20 protein-coding genes are annotated in these 21,212 nt (G+C 47.5%); 16 read left to right on the plus strand and 4 right to left on the minus strand.

What is annotated here, in order from left to right; all coding sequences use genetic code 11:
* Window positions 1–178: 178 nt before the first annotated feature.
* The 10 genes from J3369_RS09940 (at window position 179) to J3369_RS09985 (ending at window position 6,092) form a co-directional block, all read left to right on the plus strand.
* A complete protein-coding gene (locus tag J3369_RS09940; RefSeq protein WP_349586262.1) occupies window positions 179–712 on the plus strand; it encodes a hypothetical protein in 534 nt (177 codons plus the stop codon).
* Between the two features lie 85 nt (window positions 713–797).
* Window positions 798–1,169, plus strand: coding sequence for a VOC family protein (locus J3369_RS09945; protein ID WP_349586265.1), 372 nt, complete (start codon window positions 798–800; stop codon window positions 1,167–1,169).
* Window positions 1,170–1,312: 143 nt separating this feature from the next.
* A complete protein-coding gene (locus J3369_RS09950) occupies window positions 1,313–1,531 on the plus strand; it encodes a PspC domain-containing protein (protein ID WP_349586267.1) in 219 nt (72 codons plus the stop codon).
* 258 nt (window positions 1,532–1,789) lie between these two features.
* Window positions 1,790–2,494: a hypothetical protein gene (locus J3369_RS09955; RefSeq protein WP_349586269.1), complete on the plus strand. Its 705-nt coding sequence runs from the start codon at window positions 1,790–1,792 to the stop codon at window positions 2,492–2,494.
* Window positions 2,495–2,619: 125 nt separating this feature from the next.
* Window positions 2,620–2,838 (plus strand): hypothetical protein, encoded by a 219-nt coding sequence (locus J3369_RS09960; RefSeq protein ID WP_349586271.1) that lies wholly within the window; start codon window positions 2,620–2,622, stop codon window positions 2,836–2,838.
* Window positions 2,839–2,967: 129 nt separating this feature from the next.
* Entirely contained in the window at window positions 2,968–3,402 is a 435-nt protein-coding gene (locus J3369_RS09965; RefSeq protein ID WP_349586274.1) for a GNAT family N-acetyltransferase, read from the plus strand.
* A 161-nt stretch (window positions 3,403–3,563) separates the two neighbouring features.
* On the plus strand, window positions 3,564–3,902 hold the full coding sequence (locus J3369_RS09970; protein WP_349586277.1) for a hypothetical protein: 339 nt from the start codon (window positions 3,564–3,566) through the stop codon (window positions 3,900–3,902).
* A 70-nt stretch (window positions 3,903–3,972) separates the two neighbouring features.
* Entirely contained in the window at window positions 3,973–4,374 is a 402-nt protein-coding gene (locus tag J3369_RS09975; protein ID WP_119501330.1) for a GFA family protein, read from the plus strand.
* Window positions 4,371–5,333 carry an acyl-CoA thioester hydrolase/BAAT C-terminal domain-containing protein gene (locus tag J3369_RS09980; RefSeq protein ID WP_349586280.1) on the plus strand — a complete coding sequence of 321 codons (963 nt, stop codon included), beginning with the start codon at window positions 4,371–4,373 and terminating at the stop codon, window positions 5,331–5,333. Before J3369_RS09975 ends, J3369_RS09980 begins: the two co-directional genes overlap by 4 nt.
* A 120-nt stretch (window positions 5,334–5,453) precedes the next feature.
* Window positions 5,454–6,092 (plus strand): Vat family streptogramin A O-acetyltransferase, encoded by a 639-nt coding sequence (locus J3369_RS09985; protein ID WP_303575210.1) that lies wholly within the window; start codon window positions 5,454–5,456, stop codon window positions 6,090–6,092.
* Here the strand turns inward: J3369_RS09985 and J3369_RS09990 are convergent.
* The 4 genes from J3369_RS09990 to J3369_RS10005 all read right to left on the minus strand — a co-directional run bounded on the left by J3369_RS09990 (window position 6,087) and on the right by J3369_RS10005 (window position 13,212).
* Window positions 6,087–7,277, minus strand: a complete 1,191-nt coding sequence (locus J3369_RS09990) for an NRAMP family divalent metal transporter (RefSeq protein ID WP_303575226.1) — start codon at window positions 7,275–7,277, stop codon at window positions 6,087–6,089. The two genes, J3369_RS09985 and J3369_RS09990, sit on opposite strands and share 6 nt — an antisense overlap.
* 145 nt (window positions 7,278–7,422) lie before the next feature.
* The gene (locus J3369_RS09995) at window positions 7,423–7,896 is read right to left on the minus strand and encodes a PA2404 family protein (protein ID WP_349586282.1); all 474 of its coding nucleotides are present in this window, start codon (window positions 7,894–7,896) and stop codon (window positions 7,423–7,425) included.
* A 1-nt stretch (window position 7,897) separates the two neighbouring features.
* Entirely contained in the window at window positions 7,898–9,049 is a 1,152-nt protein-coding gene (locus tag J3369_RS10000) for a PepSY-associated TM helix domain-containing protein (RefSeq protein ID WP_349586285.1), read from the minus strand.
* Between the two features lie 86 nt (window positions 9,050–9,135).
* Window positions 9,136–13,212 carry a S8 family serine peptidase gene (locus J3369_RS10005; protein WP_349586287.1) on the minus strand — a complete coding sequence of 1,359 codons (4,077 nt, stop codon included), beginning with the start codon at window positions 13,210–13,212 and terminating at the stop codon, window positions 9,136–9,138.
* Window positions 13,213–13,597: 385 nt separating this feature from the next.
* On the opposite strand from J3369_RS10005, the gene J3369_RS10010 reads away from it, so the two are divergent.
* The 6 genes from J3369_RS10010 to J3369_RS10035 all read left to right on the plus strand — a co-directional run bounded on the left by J3369_RS10010 (window position 13,598) and on the right by J3369_RS10035 (window position 21,062).
* A complete protein-coding gene (locus J3369_RS10010) occupies window positions 13,598–14,785 on the plus strand; it encodes a thiamine pyrophosphate-dependent dehydrogenase E1 component subunit alpha (RefSeq protein ID WP_349586392.1) in 1,188 nt (395 codons plus the stop codon).
* Entirely contained in the window at window positions 14,785–15,762 is a 978-nt protein-coding gene (locus tag J3369_RS10015) for an alpha-ketoacid dehydrogenase subunit beta (protein ID WP_349586290.1), read from the plus strand. The genes J3369_RS10010 and J3369_RS10015 overlap by 1 nt, the downstream gene beginning before the upstream one ends.
* A gap of 12 nt (window positions 15,763–15,774) precedes the next feature.
* On the plus strand, window positions 15,775–17,394 hold the full coding sequence (locus J3369_RS10020; protein WP_349586293.1) for a dihydrolipoyllysine-residue acetyltransferase: 1,620 nt from the start codon (window positions 15,775–15,777) through the stop codon (window positions 17,392–17,394).
* 95 nt (window positions 17,395–17,489) lie between these two features.
* On the plus strand, window positions 17,490–18,347 hold the full coding sequence (locus tag J3369_RS10025) for a 23S rRNA (adenine(2030)-N(6))-methyltransferase RlmJ (protein ID WP_349586296.1): 858 nt from the start codon (window positions 17,490–17,492) through the stop codon (window positions 18,345–18,347).
* Entirely contained in the window at window positions 18,344–20,200 is a 1,857-nt protein-coding gene (locus J3369_RS10030) for a protein kinase domain-containing protein (protein ID WP_349586299.1), read from the plus strand. The genes J3369_RS10025 and J3369_RS10030 overlap by 4 nt, the downstream gene beginning before the upstream one ends.
* A complete protein-coding gene (locus J3369_RS10035) occupies window positions 20,193–21,062 on the plus strand; it encodes an acyl-CoA thioesterase (protein WP_303575203.1) in 870 nt (289 codons plus the stop codon). Before J3369_RS10030 ends, J3369_RS10035 begins: the two co-directional genes overlap by 8 nt.
* The last annotated feature ends 150 nt before the right edge of the window (window positions 21,063–21,212 follow it).

Raw genomic sequence — 21,212 nt, forward strand, 5'->3', positions numbered from 1 at the left:
CTCGATCAACTGCTTGTAACTCATGGTAATACTCTAATTGTTTGGCGACTTTAGAATACCACCAACAGGCAGTTGATCATCTATCACCCGTTAACCATGAGTGGTGCACTTATTATCTGAATTCGGGTGTTATGTTTTCCGAAAGTTAAACAAAGATTTTAAAAGGGATTTTAGTTGTATGAAGTTTCTAAAATATTCAGCGCTAATATTGGTTTTTTTAATTATCGGCGCAGCAATTTTTCATCAGAAAATTATTTCGGGCATATTAATACCACAGTATGTTGACTGGGCTTATGAAACAGAAAAAAGAGGCTTAGAGTCAGGAGCTCCGTTGAATTTACGGGAGTTAGCTTTGGCAGCCGAAATAGGAATACAAAAACCAGAGAAAGTCAGGATTGTACATGTTGATGAAGTTCCGTTTCCATACGAAAATTTCGCTTTAAAAACACTTGGTGAAGCATTAGGCTTTATCGGCGAAGGTATCACCAATAATGCTCAGGCCTTCGGTTATTCCATTTATGTTCGTAATGGATATGAACTTAACAGACCAAAATTGGCTCATGAATTGGTTCATGTACTTCAAATCGAAAGAACTAGTCTTGATCACGTGATAACTCAGCACTTCTCTGACATAGCTGAATTTGGGTATGATAAAGCACCTTTAGAAATCGAGGCTTTCAAAGCAAATAAACAGTATGCAGATGCCTGGTAACTAATCGTAATTTTTTCAAAACTAAAACAATCATATTGGACCGCTAGCAGCTACTTTATTTGGGTTTTATATTTCCGGAGTATAAATGGAACTTAATCAAATTACTTTGCCAGTAAAAGATATGGATGCTGCCGTTAACTTTTATCTGAAGCTCGGTTTTACTCAAATTGTCGATACACCGCATTATGCCAGATTTTCTTGCCCGGAAGGTAACTCGACTTTCTCCTTATCACTCGAAACTGAAGAGTTTGAAAACAGATCTGTAATCTACTTCGAGCATGAAGAACTGTGTGCTGATTTGTCCCGGAGAGGTATTCAATTTGAACAACTACCAACAGAACAAAGGTACCTATGGAAAGAGGCTATTCTTAAAGATCCGTCTGGTAATAAAATCAAACTTTACCGGGCAGGTGAGAACCGTTTAAATCCTCCCTGGAAAGTTGAAAAACGCTTATAATAAGCCACTCAAGACATTCACAGGTTTAGCGGAACAGTACTACCCTGGCAGAGTCACTTCGTTCCACATTTTAGCCCATGTTTTATCGTCCGAAATGATGGTGTTAATAAACTGCTGGGAAATTAATATAAAAGGAAGTTTTCATGTCAAGGTTTCGTAGTTTGAAAAAATCACAAAGCAACCTTTTAGCAGGTGTTGCAGCGGGTATGGGAGAGTTTCTTGGTTGGTCACCAGCCAGAGCGAGGGCAGGTTGGGTAATATTTGGTATTCTTTCTTTTGGATTCGCTATTGTGGTCTACACTATATTCGCGTTTCTTTTCCCACCTCCTAACCACTTCAACCTGGATAACTTCAGGCAGTAATTATACGTTGTAGTACTCTTTCAATATGGTCTGCCTGACATGATATTTAACGGGCTCTTGAAAGTGCATACATAACAAGCTTATCAACATTCATTTTTCCCCCGTTATCCGGGATTACATTACTAAGGCAGTCTTATGAAGTGCCCTCACTGTGAAGTAAATATTAGTTTTTTCTAAAAAATTGAATAAACGTGGTTTAAATTTTGTCCCATGCATATCCGCTATTAAGAGAGACGTTAAATGACACAAGGAAGTAGCATGTTTAAAAAATTATGGTCCTTCATTTTAATTATTCCTATATCATGCGTGTCAGCACAAACTAATGAAACAACAGTTTCTTCGAGTGAACAGACGGTAATATATCGCGGTAAATTATCACCATCAGCAAATCAGAAGCTGCTTTCAATACTTAAAAACGGCGAGAGTAAAATTGTATGGCTGTCGATAACATCTGAAGGGGGCGAAATCAATCATGGTATGGATCTTGGTGATATCGTTCATGACTATGATTTAAAGCTTGAGGTAAATGACTATTGTCTTTCTTCATGCGCTAACTACGTTTTTTCTGCTGCAAAACATCACAGAATATCGAATCACGCAGTTATTGGATTCCACGGCGGTACAACGGGGATGGAGAAAGAAATAACCTCGTTTATTACGGCTCTTCCTGAGAAGGAACAGGAATCAACAAAGCAAAATTTAGAAAGGTATATGAAGTCAGCTGTGATACGCGAGCGGGAGTTTTTCGAAAAAATTGGTGTGGATCAGCAAATAACAACACTTGGACAATCTTCTGAATATAAAGCGATTGGCGGAAAAGAAGAATTTACCGGCTGGTACTATTCGCTCGAAGGGCTTGCGAAACTTGGCGTATCCAACGTTGAAGTAGTTGATCCTCCCTGGGTTTATCAACATTTAAGTGACAAAACTAAGTTCTTCAAAGTCAGAGTAGACGGCATCTGACAATGACGCCAAGTCTCTCGCTAACTCACAAATAGGCTACGTCGTTCTTCAACTATTTTTAGCCTGTGTGTTTATGCCCCTAAGTGTAGTGGTCATAAAAGCAGCATGCTAAACAGTTATTAGATATGAATAAACAAGGAAGTTTAATGCGAAAAATTGTGCACTTTTCAAAAAAGCAGAACTGGTTTCTTACGGAGCCAGATTTAGATTTATTAAACCAACAAATCGCAGAAATTGAAGGTGATGGCTGGAACATTATATCCGTTCAGTCTAACTGTAACTTTGCCGGTGTTGTCAGCTCTTATACACTTTTGATTGAGCATGAGGCAGAAAGTGCGATCTAAAAACGGCATTATTATTCGCAACTACAGGGAACAAAAACATCCGGGTACTTTGTGCCTCGCCTGTTACTGTCACAGGGGTATATTTGCAGCGTCGTGCGGTTGTTTTATTCTTCAAAGGAACTCATTCAGTTGAACGGATTTAAAATTTCTACGAACTTTGAAGACCTTGATATTAATCTCGTATATTCATTTATCTCCAATTCATATTGGGCTAAGAATATTCCATTTGAGGTTTTTGAAAGGTCTCTCAAAAATTCACTCGTGTTTGGTGCTTATGGCAGTAATGATGAACAAGCAGGTTTCGCCCGTGTGATTACTGATAAAGCCACATTTGCGTATTTGAGCGACGTTTTCGTGCTTGAAAACTATCGTGGGCTTGGCATCAGTAAACTGCTTATGGAAGCAATATGTCAACACGGGGAACTTCAGGGTTTACGGCGCTTTATGCTGGCAACCAGCGATGCGCATGGCTTGTACGCAAAATTTGGCTTTGAGTCAGTTGCCAATCCGGAAATTTTGATGCAGGTATGGCAACCCTCTGTCTACGAACAGACATGTAAATAACAATTTATTCAAGGATTTCGTATCGCTCGCGGGGACCATAACGCATAAGCTCTGTCGTTTTCACCAGCACATGGCTGACAGACCTGCGGTTTTTAAGCTAAAACTTAATGCTCCTATTCCCGGGGCTATGTAGTTGAAGAAACTTTATCCAGGGAGGATTTTTGGAAAAATTTATAAAGCAGGCATGCCTTATTGCCCCATTCATATTTATCATTCTGCTTTCCCCGTCAAGGGGGAATCTGGCAGGGTTAGTTCTTATTTTTATTCCTTATGTGATCGTATTCCTGCTCGTTCACTTCGTCAAAAACAAAAGCCGGACATTCCTCATCGCAAATACGGGACTGGTGTTGCTCCTCATGCTGTCCAGCATGGTAATGTTTTTTGGCGTGGGATCAGATCCACAAGCAGCAGTCGGTGTTTTTGTTGTCTTTGTCGCACAGGTTCTTCTAAGTGCATTGTTTGTAAGCGTTTATTTTGTCATTCGCGCTTTTAAAATTTAACGTAGATAAAATTAAATGCATTAGCAGGGGATCATGAACCCGTGATATTAAGGCAACAAGAGGAGGCTTTATGACTAAGTATTATGGTTCTTGTTTGTGTGGCACCGTAAAATTCGAGGTGCAAGGGGATTTTGATTGCTTTTATTTGTGTCACTGCCAGTATTGCCAAAAAGACACGGGCTCTGCTCATGCGGCAAATCTTTTCTCAAGCTCAGCTAAATTAGTCTGGCTGTCCGGTCCGGATGTGGTCACCACCTTTACGCTGCCGGGCACTCGTCATAGCAAAAGCTTTTGTATGCGGTGTGGCTCAGCATTACCTAACACTCAGATAGCAGACCTACTTGTTGTTCCGGCAGGGTGTCTGGATACTGATATATCTATATTACCAACTGCACACATCTTCATATCCGGCAAAGCTGCGTGGAATAAGACGTTAGAAGACGTACCAAAGTTCGGTGGCCTGCCAGAGTGATACACGAACCATACAACCCCATAAACCCGCTCGCGACCCACTATAGCGCAGTAAATCAGCTGTGCTCTGAGATATTTGTTACCTCACAAAGGAGTGTTTTTTTAGTGAAATTTAAAAGAAACGTGTTGTTACTTGTTTTGTCATGTTGTTTTCATGCTTTCGCATCAGGAACTGACGTTCAAAAACTCAATGTTGAAGAAAATGGCTTTGTCGGGCACTACTATGAGCCTTCCTCCAATTCTGCCGGTGCAGCCAAACAGCCAGTTATTGTGTTGGGTGGTTCAGAAGGCGGTATTCCTTCCCGGCTCGCAAACGTTATTGCTGCTGATGGGTTTCCTGTTCTGGCTGTTGCCTATTTTAAGGAAGAATCACTGCCCGATGAACTTGAAAAAATACCATTAGAATATTTTGAAAATGCCAAAGAGTGGCTCCTTCATAAGCACCCTGAAAACGGGAACCTGACTGTGGCCGGATGGTCGAAAGGGGCAGAATTATCGCTGTTGCTGGCTTCAAAAGATGCCATATTTAATCGTGTTGTCGCGATTGCACCAAGTGCGGTAGTTTGGGCTGGTATTCTGAATGACTGGCAAAAAACCCCCGGATCAAGCTGGACCTCCGGGCAAAAGGAGCTGGATTACGTCCAATTTAATCCGTCGGGGGCCGTCAGTGGTTTACTCGATCTTTATTCACAGTCATTAGCCAACAGACAAGATGGCGGTAAAGCGTCAATCAAAGCAGAAGATATACAAGGAAGTGTGTATTTGTTTTCCGGTGGAAGAGATGAAATCTGGCCATCTGTTTCAATGGCTGAAAGTATTTGTGAAAGGATGAAGCAAAATGAATCATCCTCGTGTACACACTTTACTTATCCGGAACTGGATCATTTGCTGGACTATAAAATGCTGGACGGTTCTGAAGAACTGAATCGTGAGTTTTTAGATAGTGTGGAAGCAGGATAGTGAAAGTATGTAATTTCTGCATGGGAGGAAGCTCTCAGGACGGATCTGTTTCAAAGTGCCAGCAGCAGGCATCCATGTTGTGTGAATAACCTCCGATTTTCATCGAATAAAGGACAAGTAATGAACGGCCCCAATCCTGACAACAGAGCGCCAATGGCGGGTTTCCCGCAAGTGGGTTATTTGAAGAACTTTATTACTTCTGACAATATCATTGTAGGCGATTATACCTACTATGATGACCCGGACGGTCCAGAGCGCTTCGAGAGTAATGTGCTTTACCATTTTCCCTTTATTGGAGATAAGCTGATTATCGGAAAATTTTGTGCCATCGCCAAAGACGTGAAATTCATTATGAACGGAGCCAATCATAAAATTTCAGGCTTCTCTACGTATCCGTTTCAAATTTTTGGAAACGGATGGGAGAAAGTGATGCCAGGTGAAGGAGAGCTTCCTTTTAAGGGTGACACTGAAATTGGCAATGACGTATGGATTGGTTACGAGGCTTTGGTAATGCCCGGGGTAAAAATAGGTAACGGGGCAGTCATTGCCAGCAAATCCGTTGTCACTGCAGATGTGCCTGCTTACAGCGTGGTGGGTGGCAATCCTGCGAAAGTCATTAAATACCGTTTTCAGGAAAGTATTATCGAAACATTGGAGTCTGTTGCCTGGTGGAACTGGAGTGCAGAGAAAATCACCGCCAATCTGGAAGCGATAGTGGGGGCGGACATTCATGCACTCCGCACTGCCGGCGGTTTATAAAAACCATTTCCATGCAATGAACAACGCGAGGAACCCGAACAGATAAATCAGACCACCATAACTTAACAGCGTTACCAGCGGGCTGGCTTTTACGTCGTCATTTAGTGCAGCCTGTTTTACCAGTTTATGGTTTAACAGAGCAAACATCGGCGTGGTCATGAAGGCCAGTGTCATAGCAAATCCAAGCATGGCGAGCAGGGCAGATTTAAAGAACAACACAATGGCAAAACTGATTACAGCAACAGCACTGAGCACGACAATAAAGATACTTTCCGGCGTATCTTTTTGCCCTTTAAGCAGCATCGCTGCCTCTGCTACAGCCCGCGAATAGCCATCGTATACCGTAAGGGCTGAGCCGAAAATACACAAAAATGCCACTACGGCTATTAACCAGCGGGCCCACTCACCGATAGTGCCGGCATATAAATCCACAAGTTGCTTTGAAAAGCCAATACCTCCAGAGGCCAGCGTGTTGTCGGCACCGTGTAACACCAGGGCTCCCAGTGCCAGAAACACCAGCGCCAGTAGCAAAGTTGTAAAATAGCCCAGATTAAAATCAAACAGCGCAGACTGCGGGGTAACTGACTGCTCCTGCTTTTGTTTTTTAAGCCACAGCGATGTGATACCTGAAATCTCTATAGGGGCAGGCATCCACCCCATGGTCACTACCAGAAATCCGACTGCTGCCATTGTCCAGGGCGAGGGGGAAACAAAATCATCTGGTGCCACAGCACCATTTTGCCAGGCCATAAAGGTAGCACCCAGCGTGGCTATCACCAGTGTCACCATAATGACTTTGGAAACTTTGTCTAAGGCTGAATAATGTCCGGCAATCAATATGAACAATATGGCAGCCAGAACAATACCACTTAACACAGGAATACTGGTTGTAAAGGGTACAAAGTAGCCAAGCAGGCTGGCTGCAAACATCAGCAGAGCAGCGGCATTCACAACCGATGAAATGACATTCAGCAACAGGGCGGTGATCAGGTAGCCTTTGCCCATCTGCAGATAACCGTGTTGCAGGGTTTCACCGGTACTGATGGTATAACTGACCCCGGCCCGGAAAAAAGGATATTTGAGTATGTTGACCGCCAGCACCAGCAATGCCAGTTGCCAGCCGTAATTTGCGCCGGCTTGTGTAGATGCAACGAGGTGGCTGCCACCAATGGCAGCGGTTGCCATCAGAACGCCGGGGCCGAGAAGCTGTGTAAGATGCCGCAAACCGGCAAGGGAAAAGGTGGAATGTGCCAACTCTGTGTTCCTGCTACAGAAGAATTAATTCAGATGAGTTGGCACAGTGTACAACAAACTGCTTTGAGATCAGAGATTAAACGTCACTGATAAGATGTGCGGGGATATCCCATGAGCCCTGATGAATTTCACCATCCCAGGTCTGCAGTGTTACCCAAATTTTCTGGCCGGCAGTGATGCGTTCCTGAGCCAGACCGTGCACATGCTGTCCGTGTCGTGTGCCATGTAAAATACCGAGTTCATGCTGCTGTGCTTCTTCAATTGGCAATGGTTTGTCACCGATATTTAAAAAGCCCTGTCTGATTTCTTCAACACCACCGTCCTGAAACATCACCAGAAAATCTTTAACGTAGAGACCGTCATGCTGGTAGGGTTTGTCTTCATCATAAGGCATTGCTGTCAGCGTGAAATCACCGGCTTGGGTTTCTGGCAGACTGGCGGGAAATTCAGGATTAAATGACTGATAGATAAACACCACCGGCAATATCAGCAACAGTGCATTTAACCAGTAGCGTTTTGACGCCGTTTTTTTATTCTTTAAGCGGGCCATGTTAAGCCTCCTGTAAACGTGCAGCTGTTGCTTTCCGGCTGGCTGTTCGTGCTTTTGCCAGACGTAAATACCACATAATGAAACCCGAAACAGACATACCGGAGAGGATTAGACCGAAAACAAACCACAGCAGTTTTGTCCATATTCCGCCGATAGTCCCGAAATGCAACGGGTCAGCGATGTGCATAATGGTTTGCAGGGCGTTCATATTTTGCGGGGTAATGGTTTGTGTGATCTCGCCGTTCCACGGGTTAACTGCCAGTTGGAAACTGGCACCGTCGTAAAAGGGGTTATTGCCGCCCCCGTACAATTTGTAGGTGTCCCGGTTATGTTCCGGCATCATGATATAACTGGTCTGAAAATTGTCGAAGGTATTCTCTGCCTTTGTAATGGCCTGAGCCAGAGATACCGGCATTGTTGGCGTATTATGAGAGGATACCGGAAGCGATTGTGCGTCAAGCTGCGCAGGCCAGGGATCCACTTCAATATCTGCATGCCACATGACAGACTGAATAAGATACCAAAGTCCAGTTGCACTCATGATCACCATGAACCAGATAGACCATACACCGGCAAGCTTGTGTAAGTCTGCGGTCAGTGTACGCGGTCCCTGATGGCTGCGAATTTTGGGGTTACGGTATGCCTGCCAGAATTTCTTGAAGACGAGTAATCCGGTTATCAACGCCCCGAGCATGACCACAGACATTAAAGAAACCAGATAGTAGCCAAGACTGTAACTGCCATGCCACGGGAAATACAGCCATCCGTGCAACGTACGCATGAAACCGATAAAGGTGACACCATCGTTTACTTCCTGGATAGCACCGCTGTAAGGATTAACATATGCAATGGCAAAAGGTTTGCCTGTAGCAGTAAACATGACTTCGTGAGCCATGTAGCTTTCCCGTACGCTGACGCCGGTAACATCTGCATCCGGAAAGGTCTTTTTAACGGTGGCGACAGACTCTGCTACAGATTGTGCCGGACGGTTATCGGGGTTTACTGCCCGGATATTTTCGTTGGTCAGCCAGGCAAATTCATGGCTCATCACCGCCACAGTACCTGTCAGACATACAAAACTGAATAACACCCACACGGGGAGTGAAAACCAGCCGTGGAGTTGAAAGAGAAAGCGATTAGACACACGCGCCATGCAAAACCTGTTCGAAAGTATAATTTCATTACCGGTTGCAGATTCTAGCGAATATCGCTTTCAATAGAAATGATATTAATTCTTTTTTACATACGCCGCCATCTGCGGAATACGACAACCGGCACCAGCAGCAGAGCCAGAATTCCGGTACTGCCGCCGCCACCTGAGCTTTGACGTTCAGTCACGGCAACACTCACGGTATCTGTCACCGTATTGATGCCATCACTCACCGTTACGGTGTAAGAGACTGACGATCCTGCTGCAGAATCCGGGGCCTGAGTACTGTAAACGGAACCGGCTACACCATCTATGGTAAATGAGAGTGTGTCGTTTTCCGGATCGGTAGCGGTTGCCCTGATGGTGATTGTGCTGCCAGCACTGACACTGGCAGGAGATGTAACAGATAAAACCGGGGGCTGATTCGGCGAAATGGTGACGGTGACAGATGCCACAGACTGATTGCCTGACGGATCGGTTGCGGTTACCTGCAGTACAGCGGTTGTGTCACTTTGTACGGAAGGCGCAGCAATCGTTACTGTCGCAGTATTCGTACCGTTTAAAGTTAATGCCGGACCGGATAACTGCTCCCACGACCAGATTACCGCATCGCCATTAGGCTCGTCAGCTTCTGCTGTTACAGACAGGCTGTTGCCTGATGACACAACTGCTGTGGCTGTTGTACCGCCGGCAATCGTGACTACCGGTGCGCCTTCGACCTGCACGTCACTGAATACGGCTGCATTCTCAGAGCCTGCACCAGGGATATTTGTTACTACTGAGGATGCCTGCAGAGATAGCGGACCTGTGGACGCACTGTCTTCCACTGTGACCGCAAATGATAAGGTTGCAGCGGCTGATGTTTGTGCAGCAGCGCCGGTGCTTTCGCTGTCTGGTTGAGTGACTTCCCAGTATACACGGTTACCGGTGACACTGCCATTATCAGATACGGAACCGGCGACCAGTGAAACCGTATCAGGCAAGGTTACGCCTACGGTGTAATCGCGATCTTCTCCGGTTGTATTGCTGATGATATTTACGTTGAAGGTCTGCTGGCCACCTTTATTCACACGGCCATCATCAGGCGCCGACATGTAGACATCATTTTCTTCCCGCTCAATGACAACATGGGTCACGCCAACATTACTGTTTTCGCTGCTGCTGGTACCCAGCGCGAAAGCACCAAAGAATTTATCTCCTTCACTGCTGTCTCCAAGATCCCATAAAATACGTAAATCGAAGGGCGAGAGGGCCGCATTAGTTTGCGGACCGGAAACGGTGAGGTTGCCTTCGTCATCAGCATCCACCAGCACATAATCCATCATATAACTGTCGGAGGAGGCTGAAGAGCCTTCCCAGTTCTGTACCACGATAAACCAGGTGCCGGCTTCAGGATTCAGCCGGTCGACGACTTCATCGGCTTCAAGAGAACTGCTTTCTTCGCGGATCTCATCGTCTGAAGGGTTGCCATCGCCATCAGCGTCATAAACAAGGAACAAATCCAGGTCACTGGCGGTGGCATCATAAATTTCTGCATATAAACGCAGCGCACCTTCTTCTACGTTGATTTCTGTGATCACAGTACCGCTGGCAGAATCAAACAGTTCATCAGGTGTCGGATCTTCACTGACTGTCTCAACCACGGTGGTTACCTGTGTTAATCCGTAAGACTCAAAGTTAAAAGACTCAATTTCTGCTGTCGTAACATCTTTAAGTAAACGGCTGTCTTCATTCCGGTGGGCTGTCAGATCAACAAACTGAGGAATACTGCCGTTAGAAGCATACACAGCAACGGGGATGTGTAAATCAGGTGAGGTACTGCTGGTGAGATTTACACTGCCATATGCCCAGGCGAAGTTAGTGGTTCCGAGGGTATCCATGGTAAATGTGAGGGTCTGCGACTGTTCGCTTGCCAGCGAGAAAGAGGAGGGCGATACCGTTGTGCTTAATCCGGACGTCACTGCTGTTGCAGTCACTTGCCAGCTTCCTGACCGTGTTGCCGTAACTGTACGGGTCCAACTGCATGAGGTGACGCAATTTTCATCCACTACGGCGGGCACGTTAAGAGAACGCGGTTCGCCGCCTTCCTGCGGATTAGCAGCGGAATAGTTCGCCGCGGTTTCCTGCATGATAAGCCCGGTTTGAGTGGCCGCGTCTACCTGCAGACGACCTGCGCCCATTTCAAACCAGTTGGCCGCAACATCTGTGCCTGAAAGCGCCACACCGGTATTTGCTGTCATCATCATGGCTGAGCGGATGTTATCAGGTGTCCAGGACGGATGATCCTGCTTGAGCAGTAAAGCCGCGCCTGCCACATGGGGACTTGCCATCGATGTACCTGATGAATACGCATAGTCGGCGGGGGCCGGTCCGGATTCTTCATGTCCATAGTGTTCATCTGCCCACGCAGCATAAATTTCTACGCCGGGAGCAGAAATTACAGGCGACAATGTACTGATTGAACTGTTCGGACCGCGGGAAGAAAAGTCTGCCAGTTTATCTGCGGTTGTTTCATCAGTGACAACCTCAGCGGTTGCCTCAGTGATAGTGACGCTATGGCCGGAACCGGATGCCAGCCATTGTTTCAGTGCATCGCCGGCATCAGCATCTATATGAATACCCGGCACTACGTAGGCATCGTTAGCCAGAAAGTTTTCACCGCCCTGCACATTAGCCAGCACGAAACCTGCGGCACCGCCTTCAACAACGTTCTTTGCTTTCTGGATCCGCGCGACGTCACCACGGTCACAAACAACAATTTGTCCACTGAATGTACCGGCAGGATAAGGCTCCAGACACTGACCGGGATCGCCGGATGGGTCGTTGCCGTTGGGGAAGTCGCCGGCGTATACGATGTCAGCGGCAATTGAACCGGTGTTACTGAAACCCTGCATTGCGGCAGGGGTGTAACTGCCACCGGAAAAGTTTGTGATGGATTTTTCATACGACACTGAGATGCCGTGGGAAGTGGCAGCAACAGCGGTCATCCAGGGGGCATGCTTGTCGGTCGTTGCATCATCGGGGCCGTCATTGCCCGCAGACTGGGCAACAAATATTCCGGCATTATGGGCATTCAGCCACGCCCGGTTTAATGGTCCGTCCCAGGGAAAGTCGCCACCGGAAATCGACATGTTCACGGCATCCACTATGCCGCTGTCGATAATGTCTTCAACGGCATCCAGCATGACAGACTCAAGACACCCGGTATAAGTGTCGTCATCTTCACCGGGATAGCATACCTGATAAGAAATAATATTCGCGTGAGGCGCTACGCCGGAAACTTCTTCAAAAATATAACCGGTTTCCACACCGTCACTGGCAGTTTGATCGTAGTCGGGAATCACTTCAGCAACATTATAAAGAATGTTCCCTGCAGCGGTTGCTGCTACATGAGAGCCGTGACCATTGTAATCCTCACCGTTTTCGGGGAGGCCTGACGGAAAAATATCAGTGTCGGAATAGGCATTAACTATCGCCGGATAACTGTATACGCCGATGAGCTTGTCGTTACACAAAGCAGGATAGCTTACTGCACAGTCTCCGAGGTAATTTCCGCTACCCAGCGGATTGGTGTGAGCATAACCATCGTCACCGGTGGCCGCAAATGACGGGTGATCTGTGTTGATGCCGGTATCCAGAACCGCAACCACCATGCCTTCACCCAGCACATCAGAGCCGGACGAGGTTTCTGTACCGTCCCACATCTGCGGGGCGCCGATAGTGGCCGGTCCCACATAGGCATTCAGTTTATGTAACGTGTCACGACGTACTTTTTTAACCCCTTCTGTTTGTGACAAGGTTTTCGCCTGCGCCGGGGTGAGCTTTGCAGCAAAACCATTAAAGGCCAGTTGATACTGTGCAAGGGCTTTTGGTGTGTCTGTGCCATCAGCGATGGCTGACAATACAGTTGACTGGCGGTTCTTCAGGTGACGGCGGTACTGAACGACTGCATCAGAGCGGGTATTTAACTTATTGCGTCTTTTTTCTGAGGACGTCGCGTTAAAACCTTGCACACCTCCTTCATAGGTGGCCACAGGACTCTCATCCAGTTCAACAATGTAAACGGATTTACCGGATTTATGTTTTGCCGTATCCGCCATCAGCGGTAATGAAATAATGCTGCTACCCAGCGCAAATGAAACCGCTAAGGCGATTCGACAATTCATACACTTCTCCCGTTGCCGCGCGCGTTTTTACTTTTTCAGCTAAAAGCTTATACCAGATTTTATAAATCACAGGCCAGTTTTACACTCAGGCTGCCTGAACATCAGTACTTAAAAGTATACCTTCTTATATATGAAAGGCTTATGAACCATTGTCTTTCATTAAACTTTTTATACGGGATGGCTAATGTAAAGTTAAGTGTGACCTTATTTTAAATCAATGTTAAAACCGTAGGATGAAATGACCAGGTAAAACCTGTTGAAGCGGATAACTATTTTCCCTTATTGATGTGACCACCTGTATTTAGCAACACGTATTTTGAGAATTCACACTAGCATTATCACTATCGATATTGCCGTTGTGGCACCACTCAATGAGGGCTTAGTTGTGCAGGACAGAAATCATCTCGCCAGCGTGAAAACCACCCGTCAGGTAAAAATAATAGAAAATGGCCTGATAGATATCCCCATGCTGCAAATTCTGCAGCCGGACGGTATGGTACACCCGGACGCTGAAGAACCGGATATCACCCGTGATACCGCAGAAAAAATGCTGGAAGTGATGCAGTTTATCCGCATTCTTGATGAACGGATGGTGGCGGCGCAGCGTCAGGGCAGAATTAGTTTTTATCTGGCTTCCACCGGTGAAGAAGCGGCTGCTGTTGCCAGCGCAGCAGCATTAACTAACGATGATATGATCATGTCTCAATACCGCGAACAGGGCGCACTGGCATGGCGGGGATATAAAACTGAGCAGTTTATGAATCAAATGTTCAGTAATGAGAAGGATCCGAATAAAGGGCGTCAGATGCCCATCCATTATGGTGATAAAGCGCTTAATTTCATGACCATATCTTCTCCCTTAGGTACACAGATCCCCCAGGCATCAGGCTATGCCTATGGCCAGAAAATGGCCGGCAAAAAGGCGCTGACGATTTGCTATTTTGGAGAAGGGGCGGCGTCAGAAGGTGATTTTCATGCCGGTCTGAATATGGCCGCGGTGTTGCATTGTCCGGTTATCTTCTTTTGCCGTAATAATGGCTATGCCATTTCAACCCCCGCTGAAGAGCAGTTCGCCGGTGACGGTATTGCCAGCCGGGGTATCGGCTACGGGGTGAAAACAATCCGGGTGGACGGTAATGATCCGCTGGCTGTCTATGCCGCCACCAGACAGGCAAAGGAAATTGCGCTTAAAGAAGCGTGTCCTGTGCTGATTGAAGCGATGACTTATCGTCTGGCTGCTCATTCCACCTCCGATGATCCCAGTGGCTACCGGTCTAAAGATGAAGAAGAGAAGTGGCGCCAGAAGGATCCGGTATTGCGTTTAAGTGAGTGGCTCAAATCAAAAGAGTGGTTTGACGCGGAAGCTGTAGAAAAGCGTAAAACAGCGACCCGCGAGTCGGTGTTAGCGGCCCTTAAAGAAGCCGAAAAAGTACCGGTTAACCCCATCGACGATATTGTGACAGATGTATACGACCACGTTCCCCGGCATCTCAACGACCAGCTTCAGGCACTTAAGCAACACATCGCCCGTTATCCGCAGGCGTATCCGAAAACAGCAGGGAGAATAAAATAATGGCAAAAATGAATCTGCTGCAGGCAATTAACAATGCGCTTATCACTGTCATGACAGAAGACGAGCGCGTGATGGTATTCGGCGAAGATGTGGGGCATTTTGGCGGTGTATTCCGTGCCACCAGTCATTTACAGGAGAAATTTGGTAAAGGCCGCTGTTTTAATACGCCGCTTACGGAGCAGGGTATAATCGGCTTTGCCAACGGTCTCGCTGCGCAGGGTTCAGTGCCGGTAGCTGAAATCCAGTTCGGTGATTACATTTTTCCGGCCTTTGACCAGATCGTTAACGAGACGGCGAAATTCCGCTACCGCTCCGGGGGACAATTCAGTTGCGGCACACTCACCATCCGCACGCCATACGGCGGCGGCATCGCTGGCGGACACTATCACAGCCAGTCACCGGAAGCCTTCTTTGCTCATTGTCCGGGCTTACGGATTGTGGTGCCGCGTAACCCATATCAGGCAAAAGGTTTGCTGCTGGCCTCTATCCGTGACGACAACCCGGTGTTATTCATGGAGCCGAAACGCCTGTACCGGGCATCAGTTAGCGATGTGCCTGAAGAGGACTATGAATTGCCGCTGGGGAAAGCGGATGTCGTGCAGGAAGGAAAAGATATAACCCTGGTTGGCTGGGGTGCTCAGATTGAAATTCTGCAAAAGGCCGCTAAAAAAGCGCTGGATGACGGCATTAACTGCGAAATTATTGATTTGCGCAGTATTGCCCCCTGGGATGCGCAAACCGTCGCTGAGTCCGTGATGAAAACAGGCCGCTTACTTATCAATCATGAAGCGCCGCTGACCGGAGGCTTTGCCAGTGAGATTGCTGCAACTATTCAGGAGCAGTGTTTCCTGTACCTGGAAGCGCCGGTTGCCAGAGTCTGCGGTCTGGATACGCCGTATCCGCTTTCTCATGAAAAAGAGTACATGCCGGACGAACTTAAAACTTACGAAGCCATTCTCCGTACCATGCATTACTAAGGGCAAACGACAATGACGACAGAATTTATATTGCCTGATATCGGCGAAGGTATCGTGGAATGTGAGCTCCTTGAGTGGCTGGTAGCCGAAGGGGATGTGATAGAAGAAGATCAGCCCGTTGCTGAGGTGATGACAGACAAAGCCACTGTACAAATTCCTGCCATGCATGCAGGTACGGTAATGAAACTTCACTATCAACCGGGTGACATCGCTAAAGTGCATGCGCCCCTGTTCGCCATGGCTACGTCAGAACAGGTTACAAAGCAGGAACCTGAAAGCGCTGTTACACAAAATCATCCGGCCAGTACAAGTAACACTGGTATTGCCAGCGCCGGCGCAGGTGAAGACTTTTTGCTGCCGGATATCGGTGAAGGCATTGTTGAATGTGAGATTGTGAAATGGCAGGTCGCTGAGGGGCAGTCTGTTGAAGAAGACCAGGTGGTCGTGGAAGTCATGACTGATAAAGCCGTGGTGGAAATTCCCGCCAAACACGCCGGCCTGATCACAAAGCTTTATTATGGTGAAGGTGACATTGCAAAAGTGCATGCACCTTTATTTGCCCTGGATCATAACGACAGTGCCGGTACTTCTTCGCAAAGCAGGCCCGCTCATACACAGGCTGAGGCCACGGTATCTCAAGCAGCAACTCCTGAACCGGCAACCTCTGAGAGCGCCGCGCGTGAAGGCAGTTTTGAGCCGCCGGTGGCTATTCCCGGAAAAGTACTGGCCAGTCCGGCCGTTCGTCGTATCGCAAGAGAGAATAATATCGATCTCAAATCGGTGCAGGCTTCGGGTAAAAAAGGCAGAGTGCTGAAACAGGATGTATATCGTGCAGCAGAGTTGTTAAATGCAAACAATGAACTTAACGATGCCTCAAAGCAGACAAAAACGGCATCAGAAGATACCAGACGACCTGTAGAGTCCGGTGGCAAACGTACAGAGAAGGTACGGGGATTACAGGCGGCGATGGCAAAACAAATGCAATTGTCAGTGCAAACTATTCCGCATTTCACGGTAAGTGATGAACTGATGATGGATAAGCTCATTGCACTGCGCGCTGAGCTTAAACCTGCCTTCGAAGCGAAAGGCGTTAAACTCAGTTTTATGCCGTTTTTCATTAAAGCACTGTCTCTTGCATTAAAAGAATTTCCGGTGATCAACAGCCAGATGTCTGATGACGGTGAATATTTGCATTACTTTGACGATCATAACGTCGGCTTTGCCGTAGACAGTAAAATTGGCCTGCTGGTGCCGAATATTAAACGGGTTCAGGATTTAAGCCTGTTTGATATTGCTTCACAGATGCAGACTATTATTGAGCAGGCCAGAGAAGGTAAAGTGCCGGCAAGTGCATTGAAGGGCGGTACCGTGTCGGTTTCCAATATTGGTGCACTGGGTGGTATTACTGCCACGCCGGTAATCAATAAACCGGAAGCGGCTATCGTAGCGTTGGGTAAAACGCAAAAACTGCCCAGGTTCGATGATAACGGGAATGTGACGGCGCAGCATATCATGCATGTTAACTGGTCCGGCGATCACCGCATTATAGATGGTGCTACCATGGTGAAGTTTAATAACCTGTGGTGCCATTATTTGCAGAACCCGTCAGCCATGCTGATGCATCTGGCCTGATAAAAGGATGTGGAGTAAAGAGCCGGCTTATGGCTCTTTCTCTGCAAAATAACGTGTTACAATAACGTTCTTAATTCATGCGGAACGGATTGTTTGTGTTAAGTTATAAACATGCCTTTCATGCCGGTAACCATGCGGATGTGATCAAACATTTGTGCTGGACCGGTGTCATTCAATACCTGAAGAAAAAAGAGAAGCCTTTCACGCTTTTCGATACCCATGCCGGGGCCGGTTGCTACCCTTTGAACAGTGAGCAAACTCAGAAGAACCGTGAGTTTGAGTCTGGTTTCGACCCGTTGTCCGGGGTCAGTGCAACGTCGCCGTTGCTTGCATCTTATTTAAGTGCCATGAACGTTTACTGGCAACAACAACAGTATCCGGGGTCGCCGCTCATTGCTGCCAGAGGCTTACGTTTGCAGGATACCGCGCACCTTATGGAACTGCATCCGGCAGAGGCGGGGATTTTGTCTGAAGTGATCAGAGGCGTGGGTGCCGGTAATGCCCATGTGCATCACCGTGACGGGCTGGAAGGACTGATAGCGATGACGCCGCCGAACCCTAACCGTGGTGCCGTGCTTATTGATCCGCCTTATGAACGCTTTGAAGAATATGCGGATGTTACACGCACGGTAACCAAACTTTTCCGTCGCTGGCAGAATGCGCAGGTTGTTCTGTGGTATCCGTTGTTGTCTGCCCGGGCGGGTAAAAAGTCCGGAGCCAGCGAGAACATGGTCGATGACTTAAAAGACATTGCAAAAACCGCTTTTGTGGCAGAACTGCATGTAGCGTCGCCGGATGACGATACCGGTATGTACGGTTCCGGCGTACTGGTGATGAATCCTCCCTGGCAACTGGATGAACAACTCCGCGAAGCGCTGGATGAAGTGTGTTCTCACCTCGGCACTGACAGTCATGCCAGTGTGACCTGGCTTAAACAGGAAGCTGACGATTGACACAACCCCGCGGGCTTAAACATTTTTATATTCCGGAAGATCAGTCTGTCTATCTTCTGGCACATAAAGATGCCGTCAAGCTCAGGAACTGGGTTGAGTTATGTAATCAGCAGCTACGGCAACTGGGTTACACGCAAACGGGCCTGATCGGTAAAGGTGCATTCGGCTTTGTATTCGCCGGTGTGTCACCCGGCGGTGAACACCGTGTTTTCAAATTCTCCCGGATCAACCTGCCACAGCATGTTCAGGACCGGCTGGAGGAAGAAGCCTTCATGCTGGCGCAGATCAAGCATCCTCTGGTTCCCGCATTGTGTGAATTCCAGCAAATAGGTAAACAGGCCATTCTGGTCATGCAGCGTGCTGCCGGTGCCGATATGGAGCAGGTGAGTTTACGAAAAGGTATGTTACCGCCACGGCTGATAGTGCGTCTGGCGGTACAGATGGGGGAAGTGCTGCTGGCGCTTCGCCGTCATCAGGTAAATCACGCTCCCCGTCCCGTGGTGCACGGCGACATTAAACCATCGAATCTGGTGTGGGATGACGACACTGAAACCGCCCGTTTAATTGACTGGGGTTCATCAGTGTTTGCCCAGCTGGATGAAAATGGTCAGCATACCGGCAACAATGTGATGGATTTGATGTCAGGTGATATGCAGCAAACGAATGCACGTCTGGGTGATGTGTACTTTATCGGTGATGAACAGCTGAACGGGGCATTATCATCTCCGCGTTTTGACGAACAGGGCCTTGCCAGCACGTTGTATGCGCTGGCTTCAGGTCAGTCAAGCCGTTATGGCCGCAAGGTGATTACGCCGCTGTCGCTGGGTTTACCCAAAATGCTGGCAAACATTTTAGATTACATGCTGAGTGATGATTTAGCTAAACAACGTCAGGGCGGTGATTACTTCTTTAATCACCTGCATGTACTTCGCAGCATGGTATTTACAGAAGATAAGCCGGCGGAATACAAAGCCATGATCCCGTGCTGGTGCGCCCCGCAGGAGAAAGATATTGAAACGGTGGTGTACAGCTCCCGTAAATCATTTCTCCGTGAAGCGGCGCTGGTGAATGATAATGAACTGAAATACATCAACGATGCTCAGTTTGACCGCTATTACAAAAACTATCTTCAGGGGATGGGGGAAACTGAAAAAGGTTTCATCTCTGCTGTCAGCCGGCTGGGCCATTTTCCGGTAGTGGGTGGTATAGCTATCCGCTGGATGCCCGACGGCATTTATGTGGATTCAAGCCTGAATCTGTACGATGAAAGTCTGAAAGTCTCCTTTGAACAGTCAGTGAACAACGTGATCACGCTGGCAAGAGCTATCCACCGTAAAGGGATATTCAAGTGTTGTTTGTTTAATGCTAAAGACACCCTGCACATTGAAAGGCAGGATGAGTCAGAGCCTTTTATTCCCGGCAGTGAATGCGTGATCCCTTTTGAGTTGTCCAGAGCGCCTGTTGTGCAGGATAACAGCCGGACGCACTCTTATTTTGAAGACGGTGATGACCCGGATGAACTATTACGTCTGCCAGCCAGTATTATGTCGGTACTGGAAGAACTGAATACAATTCACCATACCGGATGCGTGATATTTGAAGCATTGCCGGCGCATCTGAAAATCCACAGTTATTATACGCTGCTTGATCACAGCCAGCAGGAACGCTTTACAGCGTTGCTGGCGACGCTGGTTCAGGCAGTACCTGATATCCGGGGGATAGGCATTTCCGGCTTTATGAAATTGCCGTATAAAGATACCCGTTTTTTTGAGCATTGTGCTCAGTTGCCTGAAAAGTATTACCCCCGTAACCCGAAACAAGCGAACATGGAGACAATAAACGCACATGGCTGAAGTTAAACTCGCTTCACTGATGGAGCTGGAGACTATCGAACAGGGGATCTACCGCGCACAAAGCTGGGATCTCGGATTTCGTGCACTGTTTGGTGGTCAGGTGTTAGGTCAGGCTCTGTCGGCGGCCTACAAGACCGTAGGCGGCGGATTTACAGCCCATTCATTTCACAGCTATTTTCTGTTACCCGGCGATGCCAAAAAGCCGGTCATGTATGATGTGGAAATTGTCCGCGACGGTCGCAGTTTCTGTACCCGTCGGGTGAAAGCCATTCAGGAAGGACGTAATATTTTTTATATGACGGCGTCTTTCCAGTTACCCGAAGACGGGATGGAGCATCAGTTTGCCGTCATGCCCGACGTACCACCGCCGCAGGACATCACGCCCGATATCGCTTTCTATGAAGCCAATTACGAAAAGCTTGCCCGTCCGATGCAGGAAGCACTGAGCTATCATAAGCCGGTTGATATCCGTACGGTTGACGCAGTGAATTCATTTTCTGCAAAGAAACGTGATCCGCTACGTTATATCTGGTTGCGTGCGCAGGAAGAAATGGGCACTGATGCACAAATTAATCAGGCGTCGCTGGCCTATGCGTCTGACTATCATTTTTTAAGTACAGCATTGCAACCCCACGGGGTCTCTATGGCCGACCGTGCATTGCGTATTGCCACTATTGACCATGCTATGTGGTTCCACAAACCGGTGAATTTTAATGAATGGCTGTTATACGTGGCAGAAAGCCCGTTCAGCGGTAATGCCCGTGGCATTGTGAAAGGCCAGATATTCAACAGGCAGGGTGAGCTGGTGGCTTCCACCATGCAGGAAGGATTGATGCGTAAAATTGACCGGCAGGGTGAATAACTGTGCCGGCTATTCTATGGCGGTAACTGGCCGGTGAATAATTTTTTCGCAGAATAAAAAATGCCCGGAATTTTCATCCGGGCCTAGGGGAATGGCTCATTGCTGAGCCGTGCGCTAACTTTTACAAGGGAGAAGTTTGTGAACTTATTC

The sequence above is a fragment of the Alteromonas sp. NFXS44 genome (assembly GCF_040148705.1).
Lineage (GTDB): Bacteria > Pseudomonadota > Gammaproteobacteria > Enterobacterales > Alteromonadaceae > Alteromonas.

Excerpts from the sequence above, each read along its gene's own strand:
- J3369_RS09985 (WP_303575210.1), top strand. The coding sequence starts at position 5,454 with ATGAACGGCCCCAATCCTGACAACAGAGCGCCAATGGCGGGTTTCCCG.
- J3369_RS09950 (WP_349586267.1), top strand. The coding sequence starts at position 1,313 with ATGTCAAGGTTTCGTAGTTTGAAAAAATCACAAAGCAACCTTTTAGCA.
- J3369_RS10005 (WP_349586287.1), bottom strand. The coding sequence starts at position 13,212 with ATGAATTGTCGAATCGCCTTAGCGGTTTCATTTGCGCTGGGTAGCAGC.
- J3369_RS09975 (WP_119501330.1), top strand. The coding sequence starts at position 3,973 with ATGACTAAGTATTATGGTTCTTGTTTGTGTGGCACCGTAAAATTCGAG.
- J3369_RS10020 (WP_349586293.1), top strand. The coding sequence starts at position 15,775 with ATGACGACAGAATTTATATTGCCTGATATCGGCGAAGGTATCGTGGAA.
- J3369_RS09995 (WP_349586282.1), bottom strand. The coding sequence starts at position 7,896 with ATGGCCCGCTTAAAGAATAAAAAAACGGCGTCAAAACGCTACTGGTTA.
- J3369_RS09990 (WP_303575226.1), bottom strand. The coding sequence starts at position 7,277 with ATGGCAACCGCTGCCATTGGTGGCAGCCACCTCGTTGCATCTACACAA.
- J3369_RS09945 (WP_349586265.1), top strand. The coding sequence starts at position 798 with ATGGAACTTAATCAAATTACTTTGCCAGTAAAAGATATGGATGCTGCC.
- J3369_RS09940 (WP_349586262.1), top strand. The coding sequence starts at position 179 with ATGAAGTTTCTAAAATATTCAGCGCTAATATTGGTTTTTTTAATTATC.
- J3369_RS10000 (WP_349586285.1), bottom strand. The coding sequence starts at position 9,049 with ATGGCGCGTGTGTCTAATCGCTTTCTCTTTCAACTCCACGGCTGGTTT.
- J3369_RS09960 (WP_349586271.1), top strand. The coding sequence starts at position 2,620 with ATGAATAAACAAGGAAGTTTAATGCGAAAAATTGTGCACTTTTCAAAA.
- J3369_RS09955 (WP_349586269.1), top strand. The coding sequence starts at position 1,790 with ATGTTTAAAAAATTATGGTCCTTCATTTTAATTATTCCTATATCATGC.
- J3369_RS10015 (WP_349586290.1), top strand. The coding sequence starts at position 14,785 with ATGGCAAAAATGAATCTGCTGCAGGCAATTAACAATGCGCTTATCACT.
- J3369_RS10035 (WP_303575203.1), top strand. The coding sequence starts at position 20,193 with ATGGCTGAAGTTAAACTCGCTTCACTGATGGAGCTGGAGACTATCGAA.